The 12,002-nt window shown below is 59.2% G+C and carries 11 protein-coding genes; 4 read left to right on the plus strand and 7 right to left on the minus strand.

Annotated elements, in window-relative coordinates:
• Positions 1–26 precede the first annotated feature (26 nt).
• Positions 27–1,088: a calcium/sodium antiporter gene (locus tag AB4P91_RS01025; protein ID WP_150595160.1), complete on the plus strand. Its 1,062-nt coding sequence runs from the start codon at positions 27–29 to the stop codon at positions 1,086–1,088.
• Positions 1,085–1,465 carry a carboxymuconolactone decarboxylase family protein gene (locus AB4P91_RS01030; RefSeq protein WP_150595055.1) on the plus strand — a complete coding sequence of 127 codons (381 nt, stop codon included), beginning with the start codon at positions 1,085–1,087 and terminating at the stop codon, positions 1,463–1,465. Before AB4P91_RS01025 ends, AB4P91_RS01030 begins: the two co-directional genes overlap by 4 nt.
• 144 nt (positions 1,466–1,609) lie before the next feature.
• Here the strand turns inward: AB4P91_RS01030 and AB4P91_RS01035 are convergent, their stop codons facing one another.
• From AB4P91_RS01035 to kdgD, 5 genes are all read right to left on the minus strand, one after another.
• The gene (locus tag AB4P91_RS01035; RefSeq protein ID WP_395604132.1) at positions 1,610–2,551 is read right to left on the minus strand and encodes an AEC family transporter; all 942 of its coding nucleotides are present in this window, start codon (positions 2,549–2,551) and stop codon (positions 1,610–1,612) included.
• A 131-nt stretch (positions 2,552–2,682) separates the two neighbouring features.
• Positions 2,683–4,236 (minus strand): galactarate dehydratase, encoded by a 1,554-nt coding sequence (garD, locus tag AB4P91_RS01040; protein ID WP_150596513.1) that lies wholly within the window; start codon positions 4,234–4,236, stop codon positions 2,683–2,685.
• A gap of 11 nt (positions 4,237–4,247) precedes the next feature.
• Positions 4,248–5,699 (minus strand): MFS transporter, encoded by a 1,452-nt coding sequence (locus AB4P91_RS01045; RefSeq protein ID WP_115147492.1) that lies wholly within the window; start codon positions 5,697–5,699, stop codon positions 4,248–4,250.
• 71 nt (positions 5,700–5,770) lie between these two features.
• The gene (locus tag AB4P91_RS01050; protein WP_150595059.1) at positions 5,771–7,216 is read right to left on the minus strand and encodes an aldehyde dehydrogenase family protein; all 1,446 of its coding nucleotides are present in this window, start codon (positions 7,214–7,216) and stop codon (positions 5,771–5,773) included.
• Positions 7,217–7,276: 60 nt separating this feature from the next.
• Positions 7,277–8,188 carry a 5-dehydro-4-deoxyglucarate dehydratase gene (gene kdgD / locus AB4P91_RS01055; protein WP_150595060.1) on the minus strand — a complete coding sequence of 304 codons (912 nt, stop codon included), beginning with the start codon at positions 8,186–8,188 and terminating at the stop codon, positions 7,277–7,279.
• Between the two features lie 270 nt (positions 8,189–8,458).
• Between kdgD and AB4P91_RS01060 the strand changes: the two genes are divergently transcribed.
• Together AB4P91_RS01060 and AB4P91_RS01065 are read left to right on the plus strand one after the other, a co-directional pair.
• Positions 8,459–8,833 carry a hypothetical protein gene (locus AB4P91_RS01060; RefSeq protein WP_150595061.1) on the plus strand — a complete coding sequence of 125 codons (375 nt, stop codon included), beginning with the start codon at positions 8,459–8,461 and terminating at the stop codon, positions 8,831–8,833.
• A 188-nt stretch (positions 8,834–9,021) separates the two neighbouring features.
• Entirely contained in the window at positions 9,022–9,369 is a 348-nt protein-coding gene (locus tag AB4P91_RS01065) for a hypothetical protein (RefSeq protein WP_150596511.1), read from the plus strand.
• A gap of 7 nt (positions 9,370–9,376) precedes the next feature.
• Here AB4P91_RS01065 and AB4P91_RS01070 read toward each other — a convergent pair whose 3' ends face one another.
• Together AB4P91_RS01070 and AB4P91_RS01075 are read right to left on the minus strand one after the other, a co-directional pair.
• Positions 9,377–10,123: a FadR/GntR family transcriptional regulator gene (locus AB4P91_RS01070; protein WP_150595063.1), complete on the minus strand. Its 747-nt coding sequence runs from the start codon at positions 10,121–10,123 to the stop codon at positions 9,377–9,379.
• 127 nt (positions 10,124–10,250) lie between these two features.
• Positions 10,251–11,978 carry an ABC transporter ATP-binding protein/permease gene (locus AB4P91_RS01075; RefSeq protein WP_395604133.1) on the minus strand — a complete coding sequence of 576 codons (1,728 nt, stop codon included), beginning with the start codon at positions 11,976–11,978 and terminating at the stop codon, positions 10,251–10,253.
• Positions 11,979–12,002: the final 24 nt, after the last annotated feature.

Genomic DNA, 12,002 nt, shown 5'->3' on the forward strand with positions numbered 1-12,002 from the left:
CCCTAGCCGATTTGCCGCTGATCAGCCTGATCGAATTGTTCGCCGGGCTGTGCCTGCTGATCTTCGGCGCCGAACTGATGGTGCGCGCGGCAGTGCGCCTGGCTGCTCGCCTGCATGTGCGGCCGCTCATCATTGGTCTCACCGTGGTCGCGTTTGGCAGCAGTGCGCCGCAAATGGCCGTCAGCCTGCAAGCGGCACAGGCGCATACCCCGGACATTGCGGTCGGCAGTGTGATCGGCAGCAGTATTTTCAATATTCTCGTGACCCTCGGCCTGTCGGCGCTGATCATTCCGTTGCGCGTGTCGCGGCAGTTGGTGCGTCTGGATATTCCACTGATGATCGGCGCCAGTCTGCTGGTGTTCTTGCTGGCCTGGAATGAAGAGCTCGGGCGCCTCGACGGCATCCTGCTGCTGAGCGCACTGGCGCTGTATCTGGGTTTGCTGCTGCGCCAGTCGCGGCATTCGGCACGACCGCATTCGGAACAACCTGAAACTGCGCCGGCATCGTGGCTTGTCAGTGTCCTGATGATCATTGTCGGCCTGGCCATGCTGGTGTTCGCCGGACGTCTGTTGCTCGGCGCCGCCGTCGTCGTGGCCACTGACCTTGGATTCTCCGAGCGAGTGATCGGCCTGACCGTCGTTGCCGTCGGCACCTCGCTGCCAGAACTCGCGACGTCGCTGATTGCGGCTCTGCGCGGGCAGCGGGACATCGCCGTGGGCAACGTGATCGGCGCCAATCTGTTCAATCTGCTTGGGGTGCTTGGGCTTACCGCACTGATCGCACCGATGCCTTTGTCTGTCTCGCCCAATGCGCTGGATTTCGACCTGCCGGTGATGCTCGGTGTCGCCGCGTTGTGTCTTCCGGTGTTCTATTCCGGCTACCGCGTGACCCGCGTCGAAGGTCTGCTGCTGCTCGGTTTGTATCTGGTGTACGGGCTGCACGTGGTGTCGTTCACCACCGGCATGCCACTGGCCGGCAAACTGGAGCGGCTGATGCTGTTTTACGTTCTGCCGCCGCTGCTGGCGTTTCTGCTGTTCACGTCCGTACGCGCCTGGCGCCGCCAACACCACAAGAGGGATATGCCATGACCGAATCGAAGAAGTCCGGGGTTGAAGTCCGCCGTCAGGTAATGGGCGATGTGTTCGTTGATCGCGCCTTGGGCAATGCCACCGAATTCACCCAGCCGTTGCAGGATTTCGTCAACGAACATGCCTGGGGTGGCGTGTGGAATCGCGAAGGTCTGCCGCTGAAAACCCGCAGCCTGATTACCCTCGCCGCGCTGACTGCGTTGAAGTGCCCGCAAGAGCTGAAGGGTCATGTGCGCGGTGCATTGAACAATGGCTGCACCGTGGAAGAGATTCGCGAAGCGCTGCTGCATTGCGCGGTTTACGCCGGGGTGCCGGCGGCGATTGATGCGTTTCGGGCGGCGCAGGAAGTGATCGACAGTTACCAGAAGCCTGAGTGACGCGGCGTCAGCGAAATCGCTTTCGCGAGCAAGCTCGCTCCCACAGGGATCTTCGGTGTCGATGAAATGTGATTGGCCACCCAAAAACCTGTGGGGGCGGGCTTGCCCGCGATGAGGCCCGAAAATTCACCGAAAACCTTACGGTCAGATCCACCCGCCCCACTGCAAAATGAAGATACCGACGTTGGTGGTGATCGCCGCCATTAACGTGGTCAGCACAATAATCGCCGCCGCCAGTTCATGATTACCCTGCGCCGCCCGGGCCATGACAAAACTGGCTGCCGCCGTCGGGCTGCCGAAGTACAGAAACAGAATACCCAGCTCCGCCCCGCGAAAACCACATAACCATGCGCCAAGGGTCGCGAGCACCGGCAAGCCGATCATCTTCACCAGGCTTGAGCTGAGCGCCATGTTGCCGCTCTTGCGCAGCGCCGCCAGCGACAGCGTGCCGCCAATGCAGATCAACGCCAGCGGCAAGGTGGTTTGCGCCAGATACTGGCCGGAGGTTTCCAGCCACCCCGGCAGACCGATCTTGAAGTAGGCAAACGGCGCCGCCGCAATCACGCTGATGATCAGCGGATTGCTGAACACACTTTTGCAGATGCTCCACGGGTCGGATTTGATCACCGGGCTGTAGACCGCCAGCACAATGGTCGAGAGCGTGTTGTAGAACAGGATCACCAGCGCCGCGAGAATCGCCCCAAGCGAAATCCCGTAATCGCCATACATGCTCGCGGCGAGTGCCAGGCCGATCACCCCGTTATTGCCGCGAAACGCGCCTTGGGTATAAATGCCGCGATCTTCGCGCGGACACTTTAAAATCGCCCAGCCCCACGCGACGGCGAAACTCACCAGCGTGGCAATCGAGAAGTAGATCAGCAGTGCCGGCTGCAACGCGGCGTGCAGGTCGGCATGCAGAATGCCGAGGAACAGCAGCGCCGGCATGGTGACGTTGAACACCAGCGACGATGCCGTGTGGATAAAGTTGTCGTTGATCCAGTCGATGCGCTTGAGCAGCACACCGAGAAACAACATGGCAAACACCGGCGCGGTGATGTTCAGGGTTTCGAGAAAGATTGCCAGCATGCCGGGGAGCCTTGGGTGAGCGTCGTTAGGGGCCTAATGATAAGCCACTTGCGGCGGTATGGCCTCAATCCAAAAGGCAAAAGCCCCTCAGCCTAACCCTCTCCCTCCGGGAGAGGGCCGGGGTGAGGGCCTCAGGTAATCGGCGCCGGATTGAACAACGTGATGTCGTTATGCAGCTTGTGCTTCTCCGCCCACGTCTGCTGTTTGCCGCTGGCAACATCCAGATAGTAGTGGAACAACTCCCAACCCAGCTCTTCGATAGTCGCCCTTCCAGTCGCAATCCGCCCGGCATCGATATCGATCAAATCAGGCCAGCGCTGCGCCAGCTCAGTACGTGTGGACACCTTCACCACCGGCGCCATCGCCAGCCCGTAAGGCGTGCCGCGCCCGGTGGTGAACACATGCAGGTTCATCCCCGCCGCCAGTTGCAACGTGCCGCAGACAAAATCACTGGCTGGCGTCGCACAGAAAATCAAACCCTTCTGCTTGAAACGCTCGCCCGGGCCAAGGACCCCATTGATCGCGCTACTGCCGGATTTGACGATCGAACCCAGCGACTTCTCGACGATGTTCGACAACCCGCCCTTCTTGTTGCCCGGCGTGGTGTTGGCACTGCGATCCGCTTCACCCTTGGCCAGATAGCGGTCGTACCAATCCATCTCGCGCACCAGTTCCTCGGCGACGGTTTTGGTTTGCGCCCGAGAGGTCAGCAGATAAATCGCGTCGCGCACTTCGGTGACTTCGGAAAACATCACCGTTGCCCCCGCCCGCAACAACAGGTCCGAGGCATAACCCAGCGCCGGATTAGCGGTGATCCCGGAAAACGCATCACTGCCGCCGCACTGCATCCCCAGGATCAGTTCAGAAGCCGGCACGGTTTCGCGGCGGCGCTGGTCGAGTTTCTTCAGACGCACCTCAGCCAACGCCATGATCTGCTCGATCATCTCGGTAAAACCGTGACTGGAATCCTGCAAGCGATACAGCCATGGATCGCTGAGATCGACCGAAGCGTCGTCCTCGTGCATCACCTGCCCGGCCTGCAATTTCTCGCAGCCCAGACTGATCACCAGCGCCTCGCCGCCCAGATTCGGGTTGCGCGCCAGATTGCGCACGGTACGGATCGGGATGTAGGCGTCGGTGGCAGTGATCGCCACACCACAGCCGTAACTGTGGGTCAGCGCCACCACGTCATCGACGTGCGGATACTTCGGCAGCAGCTCATCCTTGATGCGTTTTACCGCGTGATCGAGCACGCCGGTGACGCACTGCACGGTGGTGGTGATCCCGAGAATGTTGCGCGTGCCGACAGTGCCGTCGGCGTTGCGATAACCCTCGAAGGTGAAACCCTCCAGCGGCGCCTGCGCCTCTGGCACCTCGGTGGACAACGGCAAGCTGTCCAGCGGTGGCGCGGTCGGCATGCGCAGTTGATCTTCCTTGACCCAACTGCCACGGGGAATCGGCTGCAACGCGTAGCCGATGGTCTGACCGTAGCGAATCACCTGGCCGCCCTCGGGAATATCCTCGAGGGTGACCTTGTGGCTCTGCGGCACAAAATCCACGGTCACCAGACCGTCCGGGAACTCGGTGCCGGCCGGTACGCCCTGGTCGTTGACCACAATCACTACGTTGTCCCGCTCGTGCAGGCGGATGTAGCGCGGCGAGTCGGAATGTTCAATCAACTGCATGACACCGCTCCTCAGGAATGCGCTTGAGACAATTTGCCGCTGGCTTCAGCACCGCCAGTGGTTGGTGGCTCTTTGAGCACCACACGTTTGATCGGGCCGACGATCACCAGATAGCTGAACACCGCTACCAGTGCGTTGGCACCCACGAACACCAGCGCCCATTTGAACGAACCGGTGGAGCTGATGATGTAGCCAATCACGATCGGCGTGGTGATCGAAGCGATGTTGCCGAAAGTGTTGAACAAGCCACCGCTCAGACCGGCGATCTGTTTTGGCGACGTGTCGGAAACCACTGCCCAGCCCAATGCGCCAACACCTTTGCCGAAGAATGCCAGCGCCATGAAGCCCACGACCATCCATTCAACATCAACATAGTTGCAGGCGACGATGCTGCTGGAAACCAGCAGGCCGGCGATGATCGGTGCCTTGCGGGCGAAGGTCAGCGAGTGCCCCTTGCGCAGCAGGTAATCGGAAATCACCCCGCCGAGTACACCACCGATAAAGCCGCAGATCGCCGGCAACGAGGCGATGAAACCCGCCTTGAGGATGGTCATGCCGCGTTCCTGCACCAGGTAAACCGGGAACCAGGTCAGGAAGAAGTACGTGATGCCGTTGATGCAGTACTGGCCCAGATACACGCCGAGCATCATGCGGTTGGTCAGCAACTGGCGGATGTAGTCCCACTTCGGGCCGTCGGATTTTTTGCCGCGCTGGTCCATGTCGACCATGCCGCCGTTATCTGCGATGTGCTTGAACTCGGCATCGTTGATGCTCGGGTGTTCGCGCGGGCTGTGGATAACCTTCAGCCAGATCAGCGAGAAGACGATCCCCAGGATACCCATGACGATGAACACGTGTTCCCAGCCGAAGCTGTAGACGATCCAGCCCATCAGCGGTGCGAACAACACAGTGGCGAAATATTGTGCCGAGTTGAAGATCGCCGAAGCGGTGCCGCGTTCAGCGGTCGGGAACCAGGCCGCGACGATGCGTGCGTTGCCGGGGAAGGATGGCGCCTCGGCCAGACCCACCAGAAAGCGCAGCATGAACAGCGCAACAATCGCCGTGGACATGCCGAACTCACCGACAAAGCCTTGCAGCACGGTGAACAGCGACCAGGTGAAAATGCTCAGGGCATAGACTTTTTTCGAGCCGAAACGATCGAGCAGCCAGCCGCCGGGAATTTGCCCGGCCACGTAGGCCCAACCGAATGCAGAGAAGATATAGCCGAGGGTGACCGCGTCGATACCGAGGTCTTTTTGCAGGCTGGAACCGGCGATCGCAATGGTCGCGCGGTCGGCGTAGTTGATCGTGGTCACCAGAAACAGCATGAGCAGGATCAAATAGCGGACGTGAGTCGGCTTTTGAGTCGGTTGCATGTAGATGTACTCCCACTGATTATTTTTATGCGCGGGTGAATCTTCTTTGGTCTGGCTTTTGTGGGAGCTGGCTTGCCAGCGATGCAGGCGACGTGGTGTATCAGTCACTCCGCGATGATGCTATCGCTGGCAAGCCAGCTCCCACAGGTATTGCTGGATCAGGAACCGATGTAGCTGGTCTTCACGACCGTGTAGAACTCCTGCGCATAGCGGCCTTGCTCACGTGAGCCATAGGATGAACCCTTACGGCCACCGAACGGAACGTGGTAATCCACGCCGGCAGTCGGCAGGTTGACCATCACCATCCCGGCCTGGGAATGACGTTTGAAGTGGTTGGCGTACTTCAGCGACGTGGTAGCGATACCGGCCGACAGGCCGAACTCGGTGTCGTTGGCCATGGCCAGCGCAGCGTCGTAATCGGCCACGCGGACGATGTTGGCCACCGGGCCGAATATCTCTTCGCGGCTGATGCGCATCGATGCTTCGCTGTCGGCAAACAGCGTTGGCGCGAGGAAGTAGCCCTCGGTGTCACAGGTCACCAGACCACCGCCGCTGACCAGACGCGCACCTTCGGACTGGCCGATGTCGATGTACTTCATGTCCTGTTCAAGCTGTGCTTGCGAAACCACCGGACCGATATCGGTGCCGGATTTCAGCGCGTGGCCGACCTTGATCGACTTCATGCGTTCGGCCATGGCTTCGACGAATTTGTCGTGAATCCCGGCGGTGACGATCAAGCGGCTCGACGCCGTGCAACGTTGGCCGGTGGAGTAGAACGCACTTTGCACCGACAACTCGACCGCTTGCTTGAGGTCGGCGTCGTCGAGAATGATCTGCGGGTTCTTGCCGCCCATTTCCAGCTGGACCTTGGCCTGACGCGACACACAGTTGACCGCGATCTGCCGGCCAACACCGACAGAACCGGTGAAGCTGATGCCATCGACTTTCGGGCTGTTGACCAATGCTTCGCCAACTACACGGCCGCTGCCCATCACCAGGTTGAACACGCCGGCCGGGAAGCCTGCGCGGGAGATGATTTCGGCCAGCGCCCAAGCGCAGCCCGGTACCAGATCCGCAGGTTTCAAAACCACGCAGTTGCCGTAGGCCAGGGCCGGAGCGATCTTCCACGATGGAATGGCAATCGGGAAATTCCACGGGGTGATCAGACCGACCACGCCCAGTGCTTCGCGGGTGACTTCGACGTTGACACCCGGGCGCACCGACGGCACGTAATCGCCGGACAAACGCAGGCATTCCCCCGCGAAGAACTTGAAGATGTTGCCGGCGCGGGTCACTTCGCCGATGGCTTCGGGCAGGGTCTTGCCCTCTTCCCGGGCCAGCAACGTACCGAGCTCTTCGCGACGAGCGAGAATTTCCGAACCGACCTTATCCAGCGAATCGTGACGAGCCTGAATACCCGAAGTCGACCAGGCCGGGAACGCTGCGCGCGCAGCGTCGATGGCGGCGTTGACCTGAGCCAGATCTGCTTTGGCGTAGTCGCCGATGGTGTCACTCAACTCGGACGGGTTGATGTTGGCCGAGTAATCGGAACCGGCGACCCATTCACCGTTGATGTAGTTGTCGTAGCGTTTTGAATCAGTCACTGAAATCGCTCCTCACGCAAAAGGCCGCTGATTGCTCGGCGGCCTCGGTTTTATCGGGTGTTATTGCGCGCCTTGCTTGTCGATCAGCGCGGCGAGCATTTCGTACTCTTCGCCAGTCAGATCGGTCAGCGGCGCCCGCACCGGGCCCGCGTCATAGCCGGCGATTTTTGCGCCTGCCTTGACGATGCTCACGGCATAACCGGCCTTGCGGTTACGGATATCGAGGTATGGCAGGAAGAAGTCGTCGATGATCTTGCCGACAGTGGCGTGATCTTCGCGGGCAATGGCGTGGTAGAAATCCATCGCGGTTTTCGGAATGAAGTTGAACACCGCCGAGGAGTAAACCGGCACGCCCAGCGCCTTGTAGGCGGCGGCGTAGACTTCGGCGGTCGGCAAGCCACCCAGGTAGCTGAAGCGATCACCGAGGCGGCGACGAATCGACACCATCAACTCGATATCACCCAGGCCGTCCTTGTAACCGATCAGGTTCGGGCAGCGCTCGGCCAGACGTTCCAGCAGCGGCGCGGTCAGGCGGCAGACATTACGGTTGTAGACCACCACGCCGATCTTCACCGATTTGCACACGGCTTCAACGTGAGCGGCGACACCGTCCTGGCTGGCTTCGGTCAGGTAATGCGGCAGCAGCAACAGACCTTTGGCGCCCAGACGCTCGGCTTCCTGTGCGTATTCGATGGCTTGGCGAGTCGAACCGCCCACGCCCGCCAGAATCGGCACGCTGGTTTCGCAGGTGTCGACGGCAGTCTTGATGATTTCCGAGTATTCGCTGGCGGCCAGAGAGAAGAACTCACCGGTGCCACCGGCGGCGAACAAGGCCGAAGCGCCATACGGGGCCAGCCATTCCAGACGCTTGATATAGCCCGCGCGGTTGAAATCGCCCTGCGCGTTGAAATCGGTCACCGGGAAAGACAGCAGGCCGGTAGAGAGGATGGACTTCAGTTCTTGTGGATTCATTATTCGAACACCCTGGTAGCAACGTTTTTTGTGATTGGATCGTTCAGCTATTCGCCGAGGTTGTAGGTCATCGTACAACTTAAAAAATAACCGTCAACTGCATTTCATCGTTGTGAGGGCTTTTTTGTCGGACAAGATTGTTTTCGAAGGCGCGCCGGAGCTTTGCAATAAATGGAAATAGACGGTTTAAAACGAGACAGACGGGATTCTCGTACCGTGCAACCCCGCCGTGAATGGATCACGGCACCCCTCGCATGGAGAGCGCCCCCGATGGATTTTGCTCCACCCGAACTTCCGCAATTTCTGCCTCATTCGCCTGAAACGGCCACCGTGAACCTGTCGGCATTAAGCGACGAGTTGATCGTGCAAGTGCCCGATTCCAGCGATTTTGCGGCGAACTGGAGTGTCTACGCGATTCTAGGGGATGACCCCGAGGAGCCCGAATGGGCGAGCGAAGAAGTCAACACTGGCACCTGGGAAGACGCCGAGGACGAGATGGAAAAGCTGACGGGTATCGAACTGCACATTCCCAAAGAAGCGCTAATACCGTACCTGCATAGGGAAATTGCACTGCGCTACAAGTTTCAGGACGAGTCCAGCATCGAGCCTTTCTCTGAGTCGCTGACGTTACAAATCGAGCCCTGATTCAGGGCGCGTTTGAGAGTCCGGAGCCCCTCCCAACGCGAATGCCGTTCGTCGGAACTGGTATTTCTTACAGGTGCGAGCCACGTTTGATCCCTGCCCTAATTGCCAGGGAGCGAACGAACCGGCTTCAAGGCGCATGCATTCAAGGCGCTCATTCAAAGGTTTGAAACAGATAAAAGGATTTGATCATGACTGCACAAGAAAAAGCGCTACGACCTCCTTTTCTCCAAGAGGCCGTAGAAGGCGTACTTTACGTCGACCAGCTCAAAGAACATGCCCACGGGCAAGTGGTGATTGATTCAAACGCCAGTCTGGGAGACGAGATCACTCTTAAGGTATGGACGACTACCGGTAACACGTGGAGTGGCACACAACAGGTGCGCACCGTACCGACGGTATTGGAATACGAAATTCCCGCAGGCACCTTTACAAAAAATATGCAATCAGAAGCCGGCGCCACCCTTCAGTACTCCGTGAAGAGAGGAACACAGGATCTAGGGGATTCCCCGGTTACGAAGATCCGGCTCGTAAAATAGCCGTCAATCACCCCTGCGCCTGCGCTTCTTCATGGGCCTGGCGCAGTCTTTCGCGGCTGTTGGTCAGGTGCAGACGCATGGCCGCACGCGCTGCATCGGAATCCTGACGGGCAATGGCTTCGTAGATTTCTTCGTGCTCACGACTCAAGCGACTCATGTAATGCTGCTGATCATCATGGGCCAGACGCGCGGAATTCAGCCGCGTGCGCGGAATGATGCTCGTGCCCAGGTGGGTCATGATGTCGGTGAAATAACGGTTGCCTGTGGACAGGGCGATTTCCAGATGGAACGCGAAGTCCGAGGCGACGGCGTCACTGGCGTGGGAAACGCTGTCGTTCAGCGCATCGAGCGCAGCGCGCATGGTCGCCAGTTGCTCGGGGCTGCGACGTTGCGCAGCAAGGCCGGCGGATTCCACCTCGAGGCTGATGCGTAATTCGAGAATGGCCAACACGTCACGCAAGGTGACGACAGTGGCCGGATCGATACGGAAACCACTCGGGCTCGGCGTGTCGAGGACGAAGGTGCCGATACCATGGCGGGTTTCTACCTGGCCTGCGGCCTGCAACCGTGAAATCGCCTCGCGCACCACGGTGCGGCTGACGCCATGGGCTTCCATGATCGCCGACTCGGTAGGCAATTTATCGCCACGCTTGAGCAGGCCATCACGGATTTGCTCGCTGAGCACCGTCACCAATTCCTGAGCCAGGCTGCGGCGCTTGCGTGGGAGGCGCGGGGTGTCGATCAGGTTTTCCATGGTTGCATGTTGTCTCGAAAGTTCGGCTAGTGGGCATCATAGCTCAAGCGGGTTGTACGATCACTTTCCTTCATAGTGGTCCCCTGTGGGAGCTGGCAAGCCAGCTCCCACAGGGATTGTGTGGCGATCACGCGGTTACGGTTTGTTCAACCAAATGGCCGCTGTCGATACGCACATGCCGTGGGTGGAACCGCTTGAGGCTGCTGCGGTGACCGACGCTGACAATGCTCAAACCCGGTAACTGATCGATCAGCGCCTGGTACAGCGTGGCTTCGTCTTCCTCGTCCATCGCCGAAGTCGCTTCATCAATGTACAGCCAGTTCGGCGCATACAGCATCGCGCGGGCGAAGGCCAGGCGTTGTTGTTCACCGGGCGAGAGCATCCGCTGCCAGTGATTGGCTTCATCAAGACGGGCGACCAGATGCGGCAAGCGGCAGGTTTCCAGCACCTGCGCGTAGCGTTCTGCTGAATAGGTATCGCCGGACTGTGGATAACTCAAGGCCTCGCGCAGGGTGCCGATCGGCAGGTACGGTTTTTGTGGCAGGAACAGATAACGCGCCGCCGGCAGCCGAATGCTGCCGTGCCCTGCTGGCCACAAATGCCCCATCGCCCGCAGCAACGTCGACTTGCCGCTGCCGGAGCGGCCGCTGAGCATCACGCGATCACCCGGTTCAACGGTCATGTCGGCGTTGGTCAGCAAGTGACGACCGTCGGCCAGATCGAGCCCCAGGTTGTGGACTTTCAATTCACTGCCCTGATTCTGCACATCAATGGCCGGCACACGTTGTTCATTGTCGGTCATGGCTTGACGGAAACTCAGCAGACGATCACACGTGGCGCGCCAGGAAGCGAGGCTCTGGTACGCACTGATGAACCAGCTGAAACTCTCCTGAACGTTGCCGAATGCCGAGCTGATCTGCATCAGCTCACCGAGTTCGATCTTGCCGGCGAGATAACGCGGCGAGGCCACGATGAACGGGAAGATAATCGCCGCCTGGCTGTAACCGGCGGTGAAGAACGTCAGGCGCTTGGACACTTTCATGATGTCCCAGAAGTTGTGCCAGACATTCCCGAAGCGAGCGCTCAACCGACGATTTTCGTTCGGTTCGCCGTTGTACAACGCAATGCTTTCGGCGTTCTCGCGAATTCGCACCATGGAAAAGCGCAGGTCGGCTTCGAAGCGTTGTTGTTGGTTGTTCAGGCCGATCAAACGACGGCCGATCAAATGCGTCAGCCAGCTGCCGACCACGGCGTAAACCAGCACGCACCAGAACATATAGCCGGGAATGGTGATGCCAAAGACTTCGATGCTGCCCGACACGCCCCACAGAATGATCGAGAACGACACCAGGCTGACGATATTGCGCAGCAGCCCGATACCCAGTTCCAGGGTGTTGGAGGTGAAGTTATTGAGGTCTTCGGAAATTCGCTGGTCCGGGTTATCGGTATAACCGCCCTGCTCCAGCTGGTAGTAGTTCTTGTCGGCGAGCCAACGCGAGAAATGCTTTTCAGTGAGCCAGGCCCGCCAGCGAATCGTCAGCATCTGGGTCAGGTAAAGCCGGTACACCGCTCCGACAATCGCCACCGCCGCTATCGCACAGAAATACAGAATCAGCTGCCAGAACGCCGCCTCGTCCTTCTTTTGCAGCGCGTTGTAAAAGTCCTTGTACCAGGTGTTGAACCACACCGAGATGCCCACGCTGAGTAGCGAGAGCACTATCACCGCAATCAGCAGCGTCCAGGCCTGGAACTTCTCTTCACTGCGCCAATAAGGCGTGATGATCGCCCACACTTTGCGAAAAAACTGCCCGCGCACGGCATCGTTGACCGCGGAGTATTCAGCGTTCTGATTCATGGATAAGGCTCAATATAGATAAGA

The sequence above is a fragment of the Pseudomonas sp. B21128 genome, assembly GCF_044218865.1.
Classification (GTDB): domain Bacteria; phylum Pseudomonadota; class Gammaproteobacteria; order Pseudomonadales; family Pseudomonadaceae; genus Aquipseudomonas; species Aquipseudomonas iridis.